Source organism: Chondrinema litorale (assembly GCF_026250525.1).
GTDB classification, from domain to species: Bacteria; Bacteroidota; Bacteroidia; order Cytophagales; family Flammeovirgaceae; genus Chondrinema; species Chondrinema litorale.
Genome location: NZ_CP111043.1, coordinates 2,389,794 through 2,410,405 on the forward strand (window position 1 = coordinate 2,389,794; position 20,612 = coordinate 2,410,405).

The 20,612-nt window shown below is 35.4% G+C and carries 19 protein-coding genes; 17 read left to right on the forward strand and 2 right to left on the reverse strand.

The annotated features are described in order from the left end of the window. The first annotated feature begins 98 nt into the window (after positions 1-98). On the forward strand, positions 99-803 hold the full coding sequence (locus tag OQ292_RS09855; RefSeq protein WP_284685890.1) for a metallophosphoesterase: 705 nt from the start codon (positions 99-101) through the stop codon (positions 801-803). Positions 804-1,076: 273 nt separating this feature from the next. Next, complete coding sequence (locus OQ292_RS09860; protein ID WP_284685891.1) at positions 1,077-1,652, forward strand: YIP1 family protein; 576 nt, start codon at positions 1,077-1,079, stop codon at positions 1,650-1,652. A 54-nt stretch (positions 1,653-1,706) separates the two neighbouring features. On the opposite strand, the gene OQ292_RS09865 is transcribed toward OQ292_RS09860, so the two are convergent. Further along, the gene (locus OQ292_RS09865; protein ID WP_284685892.1) at positions 1,707-2,351 is read right to left on the reverse strand and encodes an NAD(P)-dependent oxidoreductase; all 645 of its coding nucleotides are present in this window, start codon (positions 2,349-2,351) and stop codon (positions 1,707-1,709) included. A 261-nt stretch (positions 2,352-2,612) separates the two neighbouring features. On the opposite strand from OQ292_RS09865, the gene OQ292_RS09870 reads away from it, so the two are divergent. Beyond that, positions 2,613-4,160, forward strand: coding sequence for a M81 family metallopeptidase (locus OQ292_RS09870; protein WP_284685893.1), 1,548 nt, complete (start codon positions 2,613-2,615; stop codon positions 4,158-4,160). 5 nt (positions 4,161-4,165) lie between these two features. Next, entirely contained in the window at positions 4,166-4,786 is a 621-nt protein-coding gene (locus OQ292_RS09875) for an ankyrin repeat domain-containing protein (RefSeq protein ID WP_284685894.1), read from the forward strand. Between the two features lie 107 nt (positions 4,787-4,893). Here OQ292_RS09875 and OQ292_RS09880 read toward each other — a convergent pair whose 3' ends face one another. Beyond that, entirely contained in the window at positions 4,894-5,844 is a 951-nt protein-coding gene (locus OQ292_RS09880) for a metallophosphoesterase family protein (RefSeq protein ID WP_284685895.1), read from the reverse strand. A 146-nt stretch (positions 5,845-5,990) separates the two neighbouring features. Here OQ292_RS09880 and OQ292_RS09885 point away from each other — a divergent pair, with 146 nt between their 5' ends. From OQ292_RS09885 to OQ292_RS09945, 13 genes are all read left to right on the forward strand, one after another. After that, on the forward strand, positions 5,991-6,581 hold the full coding sequence (locus tag OQ292_RS09885; RefSeq protein ID WP_284685896.1) for an acyl carrier protein: 591 nt from the start codon (positions 5,991-5,993) through the stop codon (positions 6,579-6,581). A 41-nt stretch (positions 6,582-6,622) separates the two neighbouring features. Beyond that, positions 6,623-7,321, forward strand: a complete 699-nt coding sequence (locus OQ292_RS09890; protein ID WP_284685897.1) for a class I SAM-dependent methyltransferase — start codon at positions 6,623-6,625, stop codon at positions 7,319-7,321. Next, on the forward strand, positions 7,314-7,889 hold the full coding sequence (locus OQ292_RS09895) for a hypothetical protein (RefSeq protein ID WP_284685898.1): 576 nt from the start codon (positions 7,314-7,316) through the stop codon (positions 7,887-7,889). The genes OQ292_RS09890 and OQ292_RS09895 overlap by 8 nt, the downstream gene beginning before the upstream one ends. Positions 7,890-7,893: 4 nt before the next feature. Continuing rightward, a complete protein-coding gene (locus tag OQ292_RS09900) occupies positions 7,894-8,832 on the forward strand; it encodes an alpha/beta hydrolase (protein ID WP_284685899.1) in 939 nt (312 codons plus the stop codon). A 159-nt stretch (positions 8,833-8,991) separates the two neighbouring features. Further along, positions 8,992-9,477 (forward strand): hypothetical protein, encoded by a 486-nt coding sequence (locus OQ292_RS09905; protein ID WP_284685900.1) that lies wholly within the window; start codon positions 8,992-8,994, stop codon positions 9,475-9,477. An 89-nt stretch (positions 9,478-9,566) separates the two neighbouring features. Beyond that, complete coding sequence (locus OQ292_RS09910; RefSeq protein WP_284685901.1) at positions 9,567-9,998, forward strand: type 1 glutamine amidotransferase family protein; 432 nt, start codon at positions 9,567-9,569, stop codon at positions 9,996-9,998. Then, positions 9,883-10,338, forward strand: a complete 456-nt coding sequence (locus tag OQ292_RS09915; RefSeq protein WP_284685902.1) for a ThuA domain-containing protein — start codon at positions 9,883-9,885, stop codon at positions 10,336-10,338. Before OQ292_RS09910 ends, OQ292_RS09915 begins: the two co-directional genes overlap by 116 nt. Before the next feature lie 110 nt (positions 10,339-10,448). Further along, positions 10,449-12,281, forward strand: coding sequence for a glycoside hydrolase family 9 protein (locus OQ292_RS09920; RefSeq protein WP_284685903.1), 1,833 nt, complete (start codon positions 10,449-10,451; stop codon positions 12,279-12,281). Between the two features lie 197 nt (positions 12,282-12,478). Continuing rightward, positions 12,479-15,829 carry a transglutaminase family protein gene (locus OQ292_RS09925; RefSeq protein WP_284685904.1) on the forward strand — a complete coding sequence of 1,117 codons (3,351 nt, stop codon included), beginning with the start codon at positions 12,479-12,481 and terminating at the stop codon, positions 15,827-15,829. Next, positions 15,829-18,387, forward strand: a complete 2,559-nt coding sequence (locus tag OQ292_RS09930; RefSeq protein WP_284685905.1) for a circularly permuted type 2 ATP-grasp protein — start codon at positions 15,829-15,831, stop codon at positions 18,385-18,387. The genes OQ292_RS09925 and OQ292_RS09930 overlap by 1 nt, the downstream gene beginning before the upstream one ends. Next, positions 18,384-19,259 (forward strand): transglutaminase family protein, encoded by an 876-nt coding sequence (locus tag OQ292_RS09935; protein WP_284685906.1) that lies wholly within the window; start codon positions 18,384-18,386, stop codon positions 19,257-19,259. The genes OQ292_RS09930 and OQ292_RS09935 overlap by 4 nt, the downstream gene beginning before the upstream one ends. 57 nt (positions 19,260-19,316) lie before the next feature. Beyond that, positions 19,317-19,850 carry a hypothetical protein gene (locus tag OQ292_RS09940; RefSeq protein ID WP_284685907.1) on the forward strand — a complete coding sequence of 178 codons (534 nt, stop codon included), beginning with the start codon at positions 19,317-19,319 and terminating at the stop codon, positions 19,848-19,850. Positions 19,851-20,041: 191 nt separating this feature from the next. Further along, positions 20,042-20,587, forward strand: a complete 546-nt coding sequence (locus OQ292_RS09945) for an RNA polymerase sigma factor (RefSeq protein ID WP_284686000.1) — start codon at positions 20,042-20,044, stop codon at positions 20,585-20,587. Positions 20,588-20,612 lie beyond the last annotated feature (25 nt).

Genomic DNA, 20,612 nt, shown 5'->3' on the forward strand with positions numbered 1-20,612 from the left:
ATCAGGTACTACACCTGAGGTTAAGGCAGGTTCAATTTTTTGTGGAGAAAGTTTCTGCCTGAATTAAAATACTGCAAAGAGTAGCTATATTTGGTAATATGCCAGCATCTTTTTACACGCCACCAGAAATTAAAATTGATAGTAACTCATCGCAAGAAATTTATGTAATTGGTGATGTACATGGCTGCTTCTACACACTAAAAAAGTTGATAGAAGAAAGTCTGAAACCAACCGAAAATGATTTGATTATATTTCTGGGAGATTTAATTAATAGAGGAAACCACAGTAAAAAAGTGTTGGATTATATCATTCACTTACAAGAACAATCATATAGCGTAAAGCTGATTCGAGGTAACCATGAACACAAATTTTTAATGGCTTATGGTTGTGGTTTTGAGTATTTCGAAAGTTTTCTGGAAAGTTATAATAGTCTTGATTTACTAGACGAAAATCTGGAAACCTATCTTGAGCTTTGCAGCAAAATGGAATATTGCATTTATGTAAATGATTACCTTTTGTCTCATATTGGTTTTCTTGATAATAATTCATTTCGTACACCTGCTAATGATACACGTTCATTATTTTCTGATGTAGAGTTTCCAGAAAATATTTATGAGAAAAATCAAATTACAGGTCACTTTACCCAAAGTGTAAAAGAGATTGAGAAAAGTATGCAAACTCAGTCTTCAAAATTCAGTATTGATGGTGGTTGTGTTTACAAAAAGGAAAAATATTTTGGGAATTTATGCGCTTTCGAACTGATTTCTCAACAGCTAATTGTTCAAAAGAATATAGACGAATAAAATGTTTTGATTCAAGATAAGTGTTCGAAATTTAAATTGTTGACCTTGGTCAAATTGCGTTAAGAATTTTTGCAATGATTACGTTTGAAAAAATCTGGTGTTTGAGTGAAACGAGTTACAGATTTTTTAGTAATCATGGGAAAAATTAGGCAATTTGTCCACAGTCTTGAGTTTTTGGTTCTTTTAAGTCAAGTTAAAAGAACAAATGAAATGATTAACTAGAGTAATTTGATATATCTTCAGCCTCATAATAAGATAAACTTTTACACATACATGCCATCTCCCTTCAACATCATATTCAAAACAAATAGAACATTTAACTACCTAAATGAGCTACCAGCAGACAAGTTAAATACTCGTTGTAATTTGATTTTTATTCTAATTGGTATGTCAACTGGGTTTGAGTCTTTCTACAGAAATCTAGCTAGTGTTGAAACTACTGTAGGAAATGAGTTTATTATTTTACTTTGGGTTTTATCGATAGTAATGGGTGCTTTGCTAAGTCTCTTATTTGGTAAGTACATTTTTACTTTTATACTTTATGGGCTCAACAAACTTTTAAAAGGCACAATTGAAATAGTCGATTTGCGATGTGTGTTGGCTTATACTTTTATCCCAGTTATTTTAAAGTTACCCATTGTGCTCTATTTGGGTTTATCTGGAAAACTCCACCATATTGAAGGTGTTGAGCTATTGCTTATTAATGTGCTTTACATCTTTATTTGGTTGATTTCAGTAAAAATATTGCTAATAGGTCTAAGCAGGTTCAATAACTTCAGCATTTTAAAAGCCTGTGTAAATGCTAGCCCAATTATCTTAATGGGAGTTGTGGGGTATGTGCTTTTATAATAAATAAATAGAAAATGAAAACCCAGCAAGCCATACGACTCACTGGGTTAATTTTTATTTATTAGCTACAAAAGGAGCTTGTTTTACATAAGATTCATTTTCAAGTATATCTACAAGAAACTTGGCAAGCGGTATAGTATTGATTTTATCACTCTTACAATCTTGCAGGCTTACTTCAATTTCACAATCAACGTCAGTGGGAATAATAAGAGGGAGTCTCACCAATGTCCAATTGACAGCGCTATTTGCCAATAATTCATATTCTTGCTGCCTATCTGCACAAATTTCTGTGAAGTTACTCTTCATCCAGTCGGTAGCAAGTTGCGTTTGTTGCCCTTTTTCATCAAAAGGAGTATCAACATTAAGCCCACAAACACCAATGTATCTTTTGTCTTGTAGCAAATCCATCGATTGAATAATATTTTTAGTGGCTTCGCTAAAAATCGGTGTTTCGCCTTTAGGCTGGTTTAGTGTGCTTATCAATGCACTACAACCTTTAAGCAATTGTTGAATTGAATCTGGGTTTCTAGCATCGCCTTTAATTATTTCTATAGATGAACTTTTAATATCAAGTTTTTCAGGATATCTCAGTAGCATTTTTATCTGAAATCCCTTTTCTAGTAGGTGCTTAACAAGGTATTTACCTGATCTTCCAGTGCCGCCAATTACAGCAACAGGTTCATTAATATGTGTATTCATATTACTCTTTATAAAAATTAAGACATAGATTTTATTAGCTTATCTGAAGTCGATAAGCTGATTTTGAAAAGCCAGAGCGGCTTTTAGTGGATGGGTGATATTTCTTATAAAGAGATTTTAATAAGTCAAACTTAATAAAATTTAGTTAAAAACCGAATGGGGATACCATCGGATTTATATTTTTCATAGCGATAATGTACAATTAAGCTTGCTTAGTTTTAATTTTAAAATCACTCAATATCAAAAATTAAAACTCAACAAATGAAGAATAAGACTTTACGCTACCTATTATCAATTGCATTAGCATTCATATTTCAAAGTTGCAGCCAGCCAAAAGCACCTGAAACAGAGAAATTAAAAATTGCAGTAATCCGCTACCAACATGAAACCTGTACTTTTTGTCCGGGTGGTGATACAGAAATAGCAGACTGGACAAAAAACAAAGACTTCTTAAACGAAGAAGAAGTGCTAAAAGCAGATAGTTATGTAAAAGGTTTTGTGCATACTGCCGAACAATATATAGATGTAGACTTAGTGGGTATTAAATCGCCAGACGATGTTTTTGGCGGTTCTTCTAGAAGTTGGAATAGCAAAGAAAGTTTCGAGCATTTTATGACCATGATTTTGAATGACCTAAAATCTAAAATGCCGGTTCAGGGAGTTTATCTGGCTTTACATGGGGCAATGGCAGTGAGAGATGTGCCACGACCAGAAGCAGAAATAGCCAAAAGAGTGAGAGAATTAGTAGGTGAAGATGTGCCAATTGCTGGCTCATTCGATTTGCATGGCAACGAAGACGAAGAATTTTTAAAGTGGTCTGATGCGGCTTTTGTAACTAAAAGATATCCACATTATGATGCATTTATACAAGGTGGCAGATCAGCAAACTTTATCTATCGCGCCATTAAAGGCAATTACAAAGCAACTACAGCTACCAGAAAACCACCAGTTGTTACAGCAACAGTTTTACAGTGGACGGGCCAAACTCCATCTATGGATATCATGGAAAGAGCAAGAAGATGGGAAGCAAGACTACCAGATACGTATGTGAGTGTTTTTTATGGTTTCCCTTGGTCTGATGTGCCAGATATTGGAGCCACTGTGCATGTAATTACCAACAACGATCAGCATTTGGCAGATTCAATTGCAGATGATATGGCAGAATATATTTGGCGAGTGCGCGAAGAGTTTGCAGGCGGCTCATATCCAATGCCAGTTGATGCTGTAAAGCAAACTGTAGAAGCAATTAAAAATGGGAACACTCCTGTGGCTTTGGGTGATCATTCAGACAGACCCGGAGATGCAACATGGATTTTAAAAGAGCTTATTGATCAAAAAGTGGAAGGCGTGCTTTATGCCACTTTGCGAGACGAAAGAGTTTTGGATAAACTAAAAGCAGAAAATGCGAAACCCGGAGATGATTTCGATATGGAAGTGGGTGGTTTTACCGGAAAGCATGCAGGAGAACCAGTACGTATTAAAGGAAAAGTAGTCTTTTTCGGACCTAAGTGGAATTATGAGAATATTGCTGCTATAGACTTTGGTAATAATAACCTTTTAATTATCACGCCAGCTTACGAGCAAATTTTATATCCAGAAGAGTTGGCTTTTGGTGGAATTGATCCAGACAAATATCAGGTGTTTGTTGTGAAATCGAGAGTGCATTTTAGAAGAGGATTTGACGAAACCGGATATGCAAAAACTATCCTTGTAGTAGATGCACCTGGTTCATGGGTAGGTACTACTCGATTAGATGCACTTGATTATCAGTATGGACCAATTAATAAATTGTATCCTTTTGATAAGTAAAATGTATGCAGCAATCTGATGATGAATATTGCTTCTATTGTGACTTAGCTGATGCAAGTCTTACAAATGATATAGAAAAAGTGCAAAGGTTGATTCGTAAAGGAGTCAATCTTTCAGGTGACCTTTCAAGCGACCTTTCAGTCGACCTTAATTCTGGTTCGGAATGTAACACAGCGATATTTGATGCAATTACAAATGATTCTCAAGAAATAGTAGAATTGTTGTTGGATAATGGAGTAAACTCTAATTTGCGTCATCCAATTACAACTGAATCTCTGCTTTGGATTGCTTTAGAATATAATCGAATAGAAATAGCTAAACTGTTAATCGAGCATGGAGCTGAATTAAAAGAGTTTCCATTAACTAGATTAGTGAAAAATCCAGAGATGTTGGAAAATGCTTTAACATTAGGAGTTGATGTTAACCTTGTTGATACTCAAACAGGAAGAACTGCATTGCATGAAGCGGCTATTTATGGCTATGTTAAAACCGCGAAATTGCTTATAAGTAAAGGAGTAGATATAAGTATAAAAGATGCATGGGGAAATACAGCTTATGATTTAGCAGTAAAAAATAAGCATTACGAAATAATGAAATCAATAAAGGAGGTAGAACAGCTTAGTTGACTTATAATCAATAGTGAAAAAAAAAATAGCTGAATTTTCACCTAGATAACCTCATAATATATCGAGAATATTCAGCTAATTAATTTCTTCTATCAAATCGTATCTGACTATTCCCAATTATAATAAACCATCTCTCTTTGAGCTGTGCCATCTTCATACAAATCGATAATGGCATAAGCCGGAGGGAATTCATCTAAATCACCGCTCCACCAATTGCCAGAAACCGCTCCATTACACATATAAGTAGTTCCCAAATATGCTACATCATCTATATAATGGTTATGCCCACTCAAAGCAAGTTTTACATTTTTGTGTTTGTAGAATAGTGCTTTCAATTCATTGTAATCTGAGTGCATATCACCTCTTGGGAATTGTACTTCTGGTGCTGGTTTTCTATTAAGGTAGTATGTAAAAGAAGTGATAGACAAAATCGGGATATGAGAATACACACAAACTGGTGTATTAGAATCTATATTTTCTAGCTCATTTTTTAGCCAGTTTAATTGTTCTTCGTCTAAATGCACGCCATTTTCTCCATAATTAATACTGTCGAGACAGATAAAATGCCAGCCATTTCTTGAGAAAGAATAATAGCGATTATTCATTTTCAATTCATTCAAAACCCAGTTTTTGCCCAGTCGCTCATCGTCTTTATATTGCTCTTTTTTCTCTTTAGGCAAGTACCAAACATCGTGGTTTCCAATACAATGGAATGTTTCAAAAGCATTGTGCTCACTCACTTTATGCCAAGCTTTCCAACGTTCTTCCACCGTTTCTGGTAATTGATTGTTGGCATCCATAATTGTATCACCTGTATTAATAATAAAATCAGGCTGATCTTTCATGTTTTTAATTTCTGAAAACATGGTGATAACCGCATTTTCAGATTTTGGTTGAGCTAGCAAATGCACATCGGTGATGTGGGCAATTCTTAAAACCCGCTTCGCTTTTTTGGTTTGTATATCTGTTTTTGAAGATGCAAATGTATCATGAGCAAGTACACCAGTTGCTCCAGCAGCAAGCCCTAGTTTCTGTATAAATTTTCTGCGAGTAGACATTTAAAATAGATTGAATGATTGTTTAATTTATTTTAAATCTAGGAAAATGTTTCTGAAAACACAGAATGGTTATATAAACTTTTAATGAAGTTTAGCTAAAAGCTTTGTAACTAATATTCGCTTGATTTATTAAATTGAAACTAATTATGGGGTTAGATACAGTAGAGCTGATAATGGCTTTTGAAGATAAATTTAAAGTGCAAATACCTGATGCAGACGCAGGGAAAGTATCAACAGTGAGTGATGTAATTGAGTGGCTTTGCGCAAAACTCAATATAGATTCTGAACAAAGTGAGTTAAAGAATACCTTATTTTCTAAGGTAAATACTGCTTTTTTCGATTTAGGTTTGATTACAGAATCACTCGAATGGAATACTATATTAAAAGAAGTACTTCCTAAAGAGGATATTAAAAAACACTGGAATAGCATCGAATATCTAATTACTTATAAACTGCCTAAGTTGAACAAAAGCGATTTAGGCATTCTGGAAAAGAAGAGAAATTTTTTAGGAATGACGATTTTTGAGTCTAAACCTCCTTTTTTAGACAATGATGTTGAAAGGCTTATAGACTGCATTGGTGCATTAAATTATATGCGATTAATTGATTTTAGTAACTTATCAGATGTATTTGAAGTGAAAATTGCAGTAATGGGTATTACCATGGAACATAGCGGAGTAGACGTCGATGAAATTTTCTTAACTAGTACATTTACCAACGATTTAGGGATGGATTGATATTTTTTGTAAGTTGTGGGGACAAATTAACATATATGAAAATGAAATTGATTGAAGATAATCAACTGAGGTTATCGCATGTAGTAGCCAATAATAAAATGAACCGGCAAAGACAACTCACAGGAGTAAACAGCTATGCCAAAGAGATCGGGATTAACATTTTTGAGTTTCTAAGCAATAGAATTGAAACAGGCGAAGAAACAGTACTATGGTTAGACATCTGTTGTGGTGAGGGAAAAGCTTTAATAGAGTGCGCTCAACTTCTTAAAGAAACAGATTATGAAAAACAGGTTATAATAATTGGTCTTGATCTGGTATCGATGTTCGAAGCTTATCCCCGTAAAGATTTATCAAACCTAAAGCTGTTAGAGTGTGCCATTGAACTTTGGGAGACCGATAGGCAGTTCGATTTAATTACTTGTGTGCATGGTTTGCATTATGTTGGTGATAAGTTAGGTGTGATAAAAAAAATAGCGGCATTATTAAAGCCTACGGGCAAGTTAGTTGGCCATATAGATTTAAATAACCTGAAAAATAATTTGGGCAAACCAATAGATAAATGCATTAAAGATAGTTGGAAATCTATGGGCTGGGTTTACAATTCGAAAAGCCATTTACTTAAGATAGATGGAAGATCAGATTGGAAACATGTTGGTGTATACCAAGGAGCCGATGATACCGCTGGTCCTAATTATACAGGCCAAGAAGCTGTTAATTCTTATTATAAACTAGATGGATAAACAAGAGATAAAGAAAATAAAAGATGAACTTAAAGCAGAACAAAATGAAAAACAGTTTTCAAAATTGTTGAATAGTGAATTTGATTTTGTTCAAGATGTAGCCAAAATAGCTTTAGGCAAAGCTCTACCACCAATCACAAAAGAACGCATTCTCTCTACCAAAGATGTTGATGTCTTAATTTATGACTGGTATTTAAAAATAATTGAAAGTATACCTGTTGATAAGTCTGAAAAAAAGCTATTTAGTAACAAACTGACTGAAGTTATCAACAATTTATCCACTTATCAACAAGTAATCTATCATTCTTACGATTTTGAAAATGTAATGGAAACTGGAGATGTTGATATTGCTATTCGAGATTTTCTGTTAATTCCCACCGAAAAAAATAAGCTCGTTAAAGCATATCAATCACTAGAAAGTGAAGAAATTTTGCAGTTTTTAAATAATGAAGATTGGAGTAATGAAGAAGAAGTTGCAAGAATGTATGAGGAGTTAGATAAGAATAAAATGAAGAGTGATAAGCTTATATTTATCCAAAAAAATCACAAAGAGTTTGTAATGAAGTAATCAAATGCCAGCTAAAAAACTATTCCGCTACTCCCTATGGATCTTCTTTATCCTAATGAATGTTGTAGCTTATTTCCATGCTTATAAATTCACGCATTTTGCAAATCCTGAAATAACCAAAACCAGTTCGCCTGCACCACTGAGTTTATTCGATAAAGCAAGTTTGTTGTTTTTCGGTGTAAACAACCCAAGGCCAGAAAATAAAATCCTACCTAGCAGAAGTTTCGAGAAAATTGAATTAGAGAGTAATAAGAAAATAGCTTGCTGGCTAATAAAGTCAGAAAACTCAAAAGGAACGGTAGCTTTGTTTCATGGTTTTAGTGGCGAAAAATCTTCTATGCTCGATAAATCAGAAGCCTTTTTAGCAATGGGTTACAATACTTTACTAGTCGATTTTATGGGCTCGGGCGAATCAGAAGGTAATCAAACAACTATTGGCTTTTTCGAAAGTAAACAAGTAAAAACTTGTTTCGATTACCTCAGCAAACAAGGTGAAAAAAATATTATTCTTTTCGGTACCTCCATGGGAGCTGTTGCCATTTTAAAGGCAGTAAGCGATTATAACATTTCACCAGCAGCAATTATAGTTGAGTGTCCGTTTGGTTCTATGTACAAAACTGTTTGTGCAAGATTTAGAATAATGCAAGTACCAACATTTCCAATGGCAGGCTTGTTGGTTTTTTGGGGAGGCATTCAAAATGGTTTCTGGGCTTTTGCTCATAATCCGGAAAATTATGCTAAACAAGTAAATTGCCCTACTTTATTATTGTATGGTGAGAAAGACCAAAAAGTGAGCAGAGAAGAGATTGACACAATCTTTTCGAATTTGAAAGGTATCAAAGCTTTAGAAACTTATCCGGAAGCTGCACATGAAAACTATTTGATTAAGTACCAAAATAAGTGGCAAATAGATGTTGCAAAGTTTTTAGCTGATAGTATATAATTCTGTTTTTAAATCAATTAATACCTGATTTGTCTAAATAATGGTATAGATTAAAGATTTAGTTTATGGTATTTTTTATATTTATCAGCTTCATAGACTAAAGTGAATTATATGATAATCAAATACTAAGTTTACTTTTACAAAACTTAATATTATGAAATGAATATTGACTTCAATTATAATTTAGAAGATAAATGTTTAGCAGGAGTAAAGTTTAAAGCAGATACATTTGAAATAAAATTCGATGCTTCTTGTCTATATGATTCTATGTATGCATTTATAGATTCTGCTAAAAAGTTACTATTAGACAAAAGGGTTGTTATCGTTCCATTTTTTGGTAGAACTTCATCAGCTATTTATCAATTTGTTATTAGGAAAATTAGTGATAAAGAAGTTGAAATAGAATTAAGATTATATAAAGATATAGCAACCTATAATCGCATTGCATCTAGAGAGTATGAGATGCTATTTAAGGGACGAACTACACTCAAGCATTATGTGAAAAATGCATACAAAATTGCTACAGACATTAAGAGTAAGTATACACTAGATGAGTATCAGAAAATGTGGGGGCATCAATTTCCAGAAGAGTTTTTAAATAAACTTACAGTTTTAATTAAAGAGAGTGATTTAGGTATAGATTGAAGGTGAAATAAAGGTTTGTTTAAAGTAGATAAATAAAATTAGATTAATTGTAAAGTAAATATTTAACTAACAAGAAGATAATAAACTGAATGAACAAACCTGTTATTACACTTTTCCTAGTGTACATTACTAGCGTATTTAGTATTCAAGCTCAAAACATTCCAAGTGGACCAGAATTTAATGTTTTGGTTTTAGAAGAAAATAGAGGCCATCATCTAGAATATACCCAAAGAGCTAAAATTTGGCTCGATTCTCTTTCCTCAGCACATCATTTCACGATAAAATACATCCAGCATACAGATTTAATTACAGCACAGTTTCTAGAACAATTTGAATTAATAATTCAATTAGACTTCCCACCTTATACATGGACAGATGCTCAAAAATCAGCTTTTGAGACATATATTGATCAAGGCAAAAGGAGGTTGGCTTGGCTTCCACCATGCAACTTTATTAGGCGAATTCGATGGTTACTCAATGTGGCAATGGTTTTCAGATTTTATGGGAGGTATCCGATTTAAAAACTACATAGCCGATTTTGCCCAAGCCGAAGTTAATGTTGAAAAGAAAAAACATCCTGTAATGAAAGATGTACCAGTTTCATTTACGATTAAAAAAGAAGAATGGTATACCTACGATAATAGCCCAAGAAAGCAAGTGAAGGTATTGGCTAGTGTAGATGAAAACTCCTATAAGCCAGACTCTGAGATTAAGATGGGCGACCATCCCGTAATCTGGACAAACGAATCAAAAGCAGCCCGAAATCTCTACATTTTTATGGGGCATTCACCCATTCTTTTTGAAAACCAAGCTTATACAACCCTGTTTAAAAATGCTATTTTCTGGGCGGCAGGCAAATAAGTTTGATGATGCTATTTTTTACGAATTACTAGAAATATAAATAAACGGCAGAAACAACCCTGCTGAAATACACTCAATTTTTTTGCAAAAAACATAATGTAATTAGCCCTATGCACAAGATCATCAAAAAAACATTGGCAACCTTTTTACTACTTCAACTATCGTATTATTTATTCGCTCAAGATGTAAAAGTTTTAACAAACCATATAGGCTACGACCAAAGTCGAAGTAAAAAAGCAGTAGTAATTGCCGAAGAAAAACTACCTGTTGATAACTTTTTATTAATTGATGAAAACACTGGAAAAACTGTATACAATGGTAAAGTTACTTTTAATGGTGCTGTTGATAAGTGGAAAAACTGGCAGTTTTGGGAAATGGATTTCAGTGATTTTAAGAATGCTGGAAAATATCGAATCCAAATCAGTTTTAATCAGCAAGTTGTAAATTCTTTTCCATTTGATATAGAAGCAAACCTCATAGAAAAGCTCACACTCTCAGATGTGGTTTACTATTTTAAAGGTCAACGTAGTTCTGGTTTATTCGACAAAGCAGACAAACACTTGGTAATCCCAGAAACAGGTGATACTGTAGATGTACATGGTGGTTGGTATGATGCAACTGGCGACTATGGCAAGCACTTATCTCACCTTTCGTTTTCAACTTATTTCAATCCTCAGCAAATTACCATTTCCGCATGGAGTATGTTTAAAGCATATGAATATTTGAAGAAAGCAGATGGCAAAGATTTTCGCCAAAGTAGCAGGAGATTGATAGATGAAGCTATGTACGGCGCAGACTTTCTAGTTAGGATGCATGTTGCTGATGGTTCTTTTTACCGTAGTGTGGGCGCACCCGGTCCCGGTAAATTGGCGAAAGACAGAGTAGTAAGACCAGAGAGTGAAGGCTACAGTATCAAGAAATCTAAAGATCAGTCATTCCACGAAGAGAAGAAAGAAGCCAATAAATTATTGAGCTATCAAGTAAGTTATCGATCTGGTGGTGGTATTGCTATTGCTGCTTTGGCGATGGCTTCCACTTATGATATATCAGGAGATTTTACCAATAAAGAATATCTCGTAGCAGCAGAAGAGGCTTTTATTTATTTAGAAAAAGAAAATCTGGTAATGACCAATAATGGAGTTGAAAATATACTGGATGATTATTGTGCATTAAACGCAGCAACAGAGCTGTACAAAGCCACTAAAAAAGAAAAGTACAAACAAGCTGCTGACAAGCGTGCAAATTCGCTTATGAGCAGATTAAGCTCATGGAAAACCTACAAAGATTTTTGGCGTGCAGATGAAAAAGACAGGCCTTTTTTTCATCCATCTGATGCTGGCTTACCAGTAATGAGTCTAATGTATTATACTGAAATTGCAGATAATGCAACTCAGAATATAATTAAAGAGGTAGTAAAAAAATCTTTAGAGTTTGAGTTGGCAGTTACCCTAGAAGTAAACAATCCTTTTGGGTATAGCAGACAGTTGGTGCAAGATACTTTGGGTAATAGAAGAACTTCTTTCTTTTTTCCACATGGTAGTGACGCAGCACCTTGGTGGCAAGGAGAAAATGCCAGACTTTCATCTATGGCAGCAGCAGCCAGAATGGCCGCTAATTATTTTTCTGAAGATAAACCCTTTGCTCAAAAGCTAAATGCATTTGCACAAAACCAACTTAACTGGGTATTGGGTTTAAATCCTTACGATGCTTGTATGTTACATGGCAAAGGTCACAACAATCCCGAATATGGTTTTTTCGGCACATACGAATATAAAACAGCTCCTGGAGGCATTGTGAATGGAATTACTGCTGGCTTTAACGACGAACACGATATCGATTTCAACCTTTCTTATGCAAAAACCGGAATGGATAACGATTGGCGTTGGGCTGAACAGTGGTTACCTCATGCAGCTTGGTATTTATTAGCAGTAGCTACACCATAAAAGGTACATATGTCTCCTTTGGCAATCATTCTACCGAAGGATATTTTTTATCTAAAAAAAGCAGACTAAATTAAGCGCTAAAATTAAACTTAAATAGATTGTTAGCATTTTTAATATTCTTTCTCATTTTTTGAATAATCTATTTAAAAAAGAATATTTTTATATGACATTCGCATCTCAACGCCTAAATATTAATTATGTCGATAAGAGTAGCACTAAGGCATTTTACAAGCTATCATTACGAGCATCATATTGAGGTTTCGCCTCAAGTAATTCGTTTACGCCCAGCGCCGCATTCAAGAACTCAGATTAAAGGTTATTCGCTGAATATCAAACCTGAAAATCATTTTATAAACTGGCAGCAAGATCCATTTGGTAACTATTTGGCAAGAGTAGTTTTTCCAGATAAGATAGATCATTTCGAGATTGACGTGGAGGTAATTGCCGAAATGGTGGTAATAAATCCATTTGATTTTTTTGTTGAAGAATACGCTGAGAAATTCCCTTTTGAGTATGATACTTCACTAAAGCAGCAGCTTTCTCCATATCTGGAAATTAAAGAAAAAGAGCCATTGCTATTGGAATTGGTAGAAGAAGCCAAAACTCTGCTGAAAAAAGATATGAACACAGTTGATTTTCTAGTAGCAGCAAATCAACTTATATATAATAGGCTTAATTACAATATAAGAATGGAACCGGGGGTGCAATCTTGTGAAGATACCCTCACAAAAAACTCTGGTTCTTGTCGCGATTTTACATGGCTATTAGTACAGGTGCTCAGACATTTGGGACTCGCTTCCCGATTTACGTCTGGTTATCTTATACAGTTAAAGCCCGATGTAAAATCTCTTGATGGCCCATCTGGCCCAGAAGAAGATTTTACCGATTTACATGCTTGGGCAGAGGTTTATGTACCCGGAGCAGGTTGGATAGGCTTAGATGCAACTTCTGGTTTATTCGCAGGTGAAGGTCACATTCCTTTGGCTTGTACACCAAACCCTGAGAGTGCAGCGCCAATTTCTGGAACTGCCGAGTCAGTAAAAACAGAGTTTCAGTTCGAAAACTCTGTTAAAAGAATTGTAGAGAAACCAAGGGTTACCAAGCCTTATAGCGATGAGCAATGGGCAAAAATAATTGCTGTAGGAGATAAAGTAGACGAAGATTTGCAGGCGAATGATGTTAGGCTTACCATGGGTGGAGAGCCAACATTTGTAGCAATAGAAAATCAAGATGCGCCAGAATGGAATTCATCGGCAGACGGAGAACATAAAAGAAGACTTTCAAACAGGTTGTTTCACCTACTCAAAGATGAGTTTGGAACCGGTGCTCTTATGCAATATGGGCAGGGTAAATGGTACCCGGGAGAGCCATTACCTCGTTGGAAGTTAGCCTGCTACTGGCGTAAAGATGGCTTGCCTATTTGGAAGAATGATGAATTAATGGCAGACCTTTCTCGTAACTATGGGTTTAGTGCAAACGATGCCAAAAACTTTATAGCAAAGTTGGGAGAAGAGTTAAACCTTGATCCACAAAATATTTTACCGGCTTACGAAGACCCATTCTATTTTGCTTGGGAAGAAAGTAAAATACCGGTAAATGTTGATCCGCTAAAAAAAGACCTTAAATCTCCATTAGAGAGACAAAGACTAGCAGAATTGCTTAGTCAGGGAATGAATGAGCCAGTAGGTTTTGTAGTGCCTATCGAATGGGATGGTTATAACCAAAGTTGGAAAAGTTGTAAATGGCAATTCCGTAGAGAGCATATGTTTCTAATTCCGGGAAATTCGCCAATAGGTTTAAGGCTTCCGCTTAATTCTATTCAATATGTAAACCCAAAAGAAGAAGAAATTAAACATCAACGAAGTCTTTTAGAAGAAGCTGAAGCTTTACCTGCACCAGAAGAAATCGAAGATTTAATTGATACATCAAAGAATTATAACAACAGCAGTTTTATCTTTAAAACAGCCATATTGGTTGAGATTCGAGAAGGTAAAATGTTTGTATTCTTACCTCCAGTAAGTTATTTGGAGCATTATCTCAATCTGGTAAGTGCAATAGAAAGTGTGGCTGAGCAATTGCAAATGCCTGTGCTTATAGAAGGTTACGATCCTCCTTCTGATAACAGAATGCAAAAGTTAATGATTACGCCAGATCCGGGTGTAATTGAAGTAAACGTGCATCCATCATCTTCTTGGAAAGAGATTCTCGGAATTTACGATACACTCTACGATAGAGCCGCTCAGTCTCGCTTAACTACAGAGAAATTTAACTTAGATGGCCGCCATACTGGTACTGGTGGTGGCAACCATGTTACTTTAGGTGGAGTAACTCCGGGAGACAGTCCACTTTTAAGAAGACCAGATGTTTTAAAAAGTTTTATTACCTATTGGCAACATCACCCATCATTATCTTATCTTTTTTCAACCCAGTTTATCGGGCCAACTAGTCAGGCGCCAAGGGTAGATGAAGGTAGAGATGAAATTCTTTATGAGTTAGAATTGGCATTTCAGCAAGTGCCAGATATGAGTGAAAATGATGTGCCTTACTGGTTGGTAGATAGAATTTTTAGAAACTTATTAGTAGATATAACAGGCAATACACATAGAGCAGAGTTTTGTATAGACAAACTTTATTCGCCAGACTCGCCAACTGGTAGGTTAGGTATTTTGGAGTTTAGAGGTTTTGATATGCCACCGCATTATAGAATGTGTATGGTGCAGTTCCTGCTCATTAGATCATTACTTTCTTGGTTTTGGAAGAAGCCATACAATCATAAATTAGTAAGGTGGGGCACTGCTTTACATGATAAGTTTTTGTTACCTCATTACTGTTATAAAGACCTTGGCGAGGTAATCAACGATTTAGTAGGAGCAGGTTACGACTTCAATATTTCATGGTTCGATCCGTTTTTCAGTTTCCGATTTCCATTTTTAGGAGAGTTACAGGTAGATGATATTCATATAGAGTTGAAAATGGCGATAGAACCATGGCATGTATTGGGCGAAGAAATGTCGAGTACAGGAACAGCCCGTTTTGTAGATTCTTCATTAGAACGTATACAGGTAAAAATATCAGGATTAACAGATTCCAGATATCATTTGCTATGTAATGGTATTCGTATTCCTATGAAAAATACAGGCATTCAAGGTGAGTATGTGGCAGGTATTAGATACAGAGCATGGCAACCACCATCGGCATTACATCCTACTATAGGTACAGATACCCCGTTGATCATTGATTTATTTGATACTTGGACGAATAAGTCTGTCGCAGCTTGTCAATATCATGTGGCACATCCGGGAGGTAGAAATTACGACACCTTCCCTGTAAACAGTTACGAGGCAGAATCGAGAAGAATTTCAAGATTCTTTGACTTTGGTCATTCAGTAAATCTGGTTGAGCCAACAGTGATGAACCAACAATCTTCTGGTAGATTTGTAACCAAAGTAAACATTTTGAGTCACTATGAAGCCACTGGTGAAATAGTAAATCCTGATTATCCCTATACAATGGACTTGAGGCGTTATAAGGGTAAAAAACATTATTGATGGACGAAAAAGTTGTAGTTAATGAATCTATGATAGACTTCTACTTGTCGGAGAGAACTAAAAACAACACTCCATTTTTTGACGAAGTGGCCAATGCTGAAGGTACAGTTTTTCCACATTGGCTAAAACTGGCTAAAAGCTTTGATACGCTTGGTAACGAACAAATGGATTACCGAGCTCGTGAAGTCGCTCAACAGCTAAAAGACAATGGTGTTACCTATAATATTTATGGTGACCCCAATGGAAAAAACCGACCGTGGAGACTCGATCCGGTACCAATGGTATTTGGTGAAGCTGACTGGGAAATGATTGAAAAAGGATTGAGACAACGTGCAGTACTGCTCAATCATGTTTTAAAAGATATTTATGGAGAAAGAAAGCTCATTAGAGCAGGCTTAATTCCATTTGAGTTGGTATATAACCATCAGGGCTTTTTGAGGCAGATGGATAAAATCAGAATTCCGGGCGAACACCAGTTGATACAATATTCTGCTGATCTGGCAAGAGGACCCGACGGTAAAATGTGGGTTTTGCACGATCGTACAGATGCTCCTTCAGGAGCGGGTTATGCTTTCGAAAACCGGGTAGCCATGACACGTGTATTTCCTGAAATGATTAGAGAAAACCATGTGCGGAAAATTACCAGTTATTATCAGACCTTAAAAAATACACTGGTCGATTTAGCATGGCAAAATAAAGAGAATCCAAGAATTGTAGTGCTTTCTCCCGGTCCGGGTAACGAGACATATTTCGAGCATGCATACCTTTCTTCTTTTATGGGTTTTACATTGGCAGTGGGCGAAGACTTAACTGTAAGTGATGGCTATGTTTGGCTTAAAACTATAGAAGGGCTAGAGAAAGTAGATGTAATTGTAAGAAGAGTAGATGATGTTTTTTGCGATCCATTAGAGTTTAGGCAAGACTCGCATTTGGGTGTTGTTGGGTTAATGGAAGCAATTAGAGAGAAGAAGGTATTAGTTATTAATCCTCTTGGTACCAGAATTCTGGAAAACCCCGGGTTGATGGCCTTTTTACCTCAGCTTTGCAAGCATATTTTAGGCGAAGATTTAATATTGCCATCAGTTGCTACTTGGTGGTGTGGGCAACAAAAAGAGAAAAAGTATGTGCTAGAAAACATCAAGTTTTTACTCATCAGAAAAATATACAGACACAATTCAAACAGAACTGTATATGGTGGTGATCTTTCTGAAAGTGAACTTGACGATTTAATAGCAGATATCAATACCAGACCTTATTTATATGTAGGGCAGGAGATGGTGAAATTCTCAACTACTCCCTCTTATATAGATGGTAAACTAGAAGCGCGCAATGCAGTTTTTAGAAGCTACATTGTTTCAGACTCAGATAAAGGCACTTACCATGTAATGCCGGGTGGTTTGTCTCGCAGTTCGCCAGATAGAGGAGTGTTTATTGTTTCTAATCAGAATGGTGGAATTAGTAAAGATACTTGGGTGCTTGGGCAAGAGAGAAGAAAAGTAGAGACTCATAAAAAAGTAAGAGTAACACAACAAGTAGAAAATATACTACCAAGCCGTACAGGTGAGAACCTATTTTGGTTGGGTAGACATATCGAACGCTCGATTTATACTGTGCGCTTGTTGAGGATTATCATTAGAAAATTCTACGAAACAGATGATGAAACCAATGTGGAAAATGATATTACACTTGTTCCACTTTTAAAGGCATTAACTGCAATTACGGGTACTCAGCCAGGTTTTTTTAAGAGAAAAACTTTGCAGAACCCAGAGAAAGAGCTTATTTCTTTGATGAATGATACCAAGAGGCTAGGTACATTAAGTCAGTCTTTACAGGCATTTATCTCTAATGGATATGCGGTAAGAGATAGGTTAAGTTTAGATACTTGGCGAATTTTAGAAAGCATCTCTGAAGAGTGGGAGCATATGCAATCTAAAACAAGTGTAAGTGACATTAACAGAAACCTAGATAACTTGATTATCAAACTTATGGCTTTTCATGGGTTAAATATCGATAATATGACAAGAGAGCCATCTTGGTATATATTAAATATCGGAAGGTTTTTGGAGTCTTCTATGCAGACTTGTGCTATTCTTAAAAATATCTTATCGGCTAAACACGATACAGAAACAGAAAAAACACTGCTAGAATTTGTATTGATGGCCAACGAAAGTTTGGTTACTTATCGATACAGGTATCGCTCTACACTTGAGATTTATGGTGTGTTAAGCTTGTTATTAATTGATGAGTTAAATCCTAAGTCTGTAGTTTATCAGATTGAAAATATCAATTACCATGTAGAAAGTATGCCTACTGGTAAAGAAAGATATTTAAACCCGATTAGAAAGAAACTACTAGAAATTACAACTCTAGTAAGGCTTTGCGATCCGCAACATCTAGCTACAATACCAGAAAAAGAAAAGAGTAGAGTAGAGTTAAGAGATTTGTTGGGTAATGTAATGCAAGGTTTATCCGAAGCATCTAACATTATTAATGAACATTATTTTAGCCATATACAAAGCCAATATAGTTTTGTCACAACAGAAATTCCTGAGGTATGAGATATAGGGTGACACATGCTACGAAGTATATTTATCAGTCATCGGCATCATTATGTCATAATATTGTATGCCAATCGCCAGCTGATTTTCCATTTCAACAAGTTGATAAATACGATTATTCAATAAATCCAGAGCCAAATTTTTCATCAGAAAGGAAAGATTTTTTTGAGAATAATGTGGTGTATTTTTCTTTACAAAAAGCACATAAAGAGCTGGTTGTAAAATCAGAAAGTGAGGTAACGCTATCTAGGCCAAACTGGATGGATATAAAGCCGGAAGATACACCAGCTTGGGAGACTGTAGTAAAGCAATTAAAAACACCAGCTTCTAAAAATGATACTCGCCAATTCTATTTAGAGTCTACACACGTAACCTTTGTAAAAGGCATTCGGGAGTATACACTAGAATCATTTACACCAGATAGGCCGATTCTAGAAGCCCTTTTGGACTTAAATACCCGTATTTTTAAAGATTTTACTTTTACTCCCGGTTTTACAGAGATAAGTACGCCACTCGAAGATGTTTTTGAAAACAAAAAAGGAGTTTGCCAAGACTACGCACATTTCGGTTTGGCTTGTACACGATCTATAGGTTTGGCAGCTCGCTACATGAGTGGTTACATCGAGACTATTCCACCTCCCGGAAAACCGAAACTAGTAGGAGCAGATGCTTCGCACGCTTGGATAGCTGTTTACATACCAGAAGTTGGTTGGGTAGAGCTAGATTCTACCAATAATCTTTTGGTAAACGATCAGCATGTACGAGTAGCCACTGGTAGAGACTTTGCCGATGTAGTTCCCCTCAAAGGAATTGTATACAGTGGTGGTAAGCAGAAAATGGTGGTAACAGTAGATGTGAATAAGATAGAGTAGATTTTAATGCAAGTTTTTTCTAAACCTATATTTCTATGCTTCCTATTCTTAGTAAGTATGCTTAGCGCTTGTCATCAAAAAGAAAGACAAAAGTTAGTAGAAAGGTTAGGTTTAGAAATTTTTGATACTGAAAAGCAAGATTCATTATTAGCATTTATTGCTTATGATGAAATTACATGCAGAACTATTGGTGATGGTGCTGAGGTATCAGATCAATGGTTAAGATATAACTGGTTACAAAAAGCGCTTAGCCATAAAGAATTACAAGTGTTGGCAAAATCTGATAATACTTTATTAAGAGCATTAGTATTTAGAATTTCCATTCAAAAGAAAGATGAAAATGTATTTGCCTTACTTCAAGCAAATGCAGAAGATACATTAACTGGCATCTACTATTCATGTGGTTGCTCAACCCAAGAAATCTCAGTGTCTGATTATTTTATAAAAACATTCTTAGAAAATTCTGTAATAGTAGATAAGAATGAAAACGTCATCTCTCCCACAAAAGAACAGATTCAATTCCTTTTAAAATATTGGAGTAAAGATGAGCTAGATTCCAAATTTAAAAATGTGACAGCCTACGTTAGGTAAGATTCTATTCCTTCTATATCCTCCAACCCTTCCTGTGTAAACTTTCTATATCTAATTTGTCTCTAAAATTAACAATTTATTGATGGGTAGATGATTGCGAAAGGTGTTCTTATTTAAGTCCTTTGGTAGTGAAAATCGATTAGCTTATTAAAAGTTTATCCAACATATCACAAGAAGGACTGGCTATAAATCTGCAAAAAGGTGACCCGGTCGCATTTGAGCAAGTGTATTATCTGTATAAAGACAAATTATACGGGTTTTGCTATAAACTTTTGGGCTCAGATGAATTGAGTAAAGAAGTTGTACAAGAAACATTTGTAAGACTCTGGGAAAAAAGAGCTAATCTGAACGTTGAAAAGTCGCTGAATGCTTATATCTACACCATTGCAAAAAACTTGGTAAAAGACCATCAGGCGAGGTATGTAAAAGAATACGAAGCTTCTAACCAGATTCCATCCAACAGTTTTGAAAACAACAGTGCCATAGATAACATCACCTTTTCCGAAATTAAAAATATGGAAGAAAGGGTCGTGAGTCAATTACCACCACAACAAAAAGAGGTATATAAACTAAGTCGTTACAATCAACTAAGTAATGGAGAAATTGCCGAGTACATGGGGATTTCAGTTAATTCTGTAAAAACACATTTGCGTTTGGCACTTAAAACATTACGCGAACATATATCACCTATATCCGATTTACTGCTGATTGTTATATCAATATTAATTCAGAGTTAATTCCACATTATATTCAATTTTTCTC

Bases quoted from the DNA above. Each gene is read 5' to 3' on its own strand.
- OQ292_RS09855 (WP_284685890.1), top strand. From the start codon at position 99: ATGCCAGCATCTTTTTACACGCCACCAGAAATTAAAATTGATAGTAAC.
- OQ292_RS09860 (WP_284685891.1), top strand. From the start codon at position 1,077: ATGCCATCTCCCTTCAACATCATATTCAAAACAAATAGAACATTTAAC.
- OQ292_RS09865 (WP_284685892.1), bottom strand. From the start codon at position 2,351: ATGAATACACATATTAATGAACCTGTTGCTGTAATTGGCGGCACTGGA.
- OQ292_RS09870 (WP_284685893.1), top strand. From the start codon at position 2,613: ATGAAGAATAAGACTTTACGCTACCTATTATCAATTGCATTAGCATTC.
- OQ292_RS09875 (WP_284685894.1), top strand. From the start codon at position 4,166: ATGCAGCAATCTGATGATGAATATTGCTTCTATTGTGACTTAGCTGAT.
- OQ292_RS09880 (WP_284685895.1), bottom strand. From the start codon at position 5,844: ATGTCTACTCGCAGAAAATTTATACAGAAACTAGGGCTTGCTGCTGGA.
- OQ292_RS09885 (WP_284685896.1), top strand. From the start codon at position 5,991: ATGGGGTTAGATACAGTAGAGCTGATAATGGCTTTTGAAGATAAATTT.
- OQ292_RS09890 (WP_284685897.1), top strand. From the start codon at position 6,623: ATGAAATTGATTGAAGATAATCAACTGAGGTTATCGCATGTAGTAGCC.
- OQ292_RS09895 (WP_284685898.1), top strand. From the start codon at position 7,314: ATGGATAAACAAGAGATAAAGAAAATAAAAGATGAACTTAAAGCAGAA.
- OQ292_RS09900 (WP_284685899.1), top strand. From the start codon at position 7,894: ATGCCAGCTAAAAAACTATTCCGCTACTCCCTATGGATCTTCTTTATC.
- OQ292_RS09905 (WP_284685900.1), top strand. From the start codon at position 8,992: ATGAATATTGACTTCAATTATAATTTAGAAGATAAATGTTTAGCAGGA.
- OQ292_RS09910 (WP_284685901.1), top strand. From the start codon at position 9,567: ATGAACAAACCTGTTATTACACTTTTCCTAGTGTACATTACTAGCGTA.
- OQ292_RS09920 (WP_284685903.1), top strand. From the start codon at position 10,449: ATGCACAAGATCATCAAAAAAACATTGGCAACCTTTTTACTACTTCAA.
- OQ292_RS09925 (WP_284685904.1), top strand. From the start codon at position 12,479: ATGTCGATAAGAGTAGCACTAAGGCATTTTACAAGCTATCATTACGAG.
- OQ292_RS09930 (WP_284685905.1), top strand. From the start codon at position 15,829: ATGGACGAAAAAGTTGTAGTTAATGAATCTATGATAGACTTCTACTTG.
- OQ292_RS09935 (WP_284685906.1), top strand. From the start codon at position 18,384: ATGAGATATAGGGTGACACATGCTACGAAGTATATTTATCAGTCATCG.
- OQ292_RS09940 (WP_284685907.1), top strand. From the start codon at position 19,317: ATGCTTAGCGCTTGTCATCAAAAAGAAAGACAAAAGTTAGTAGAAAGG.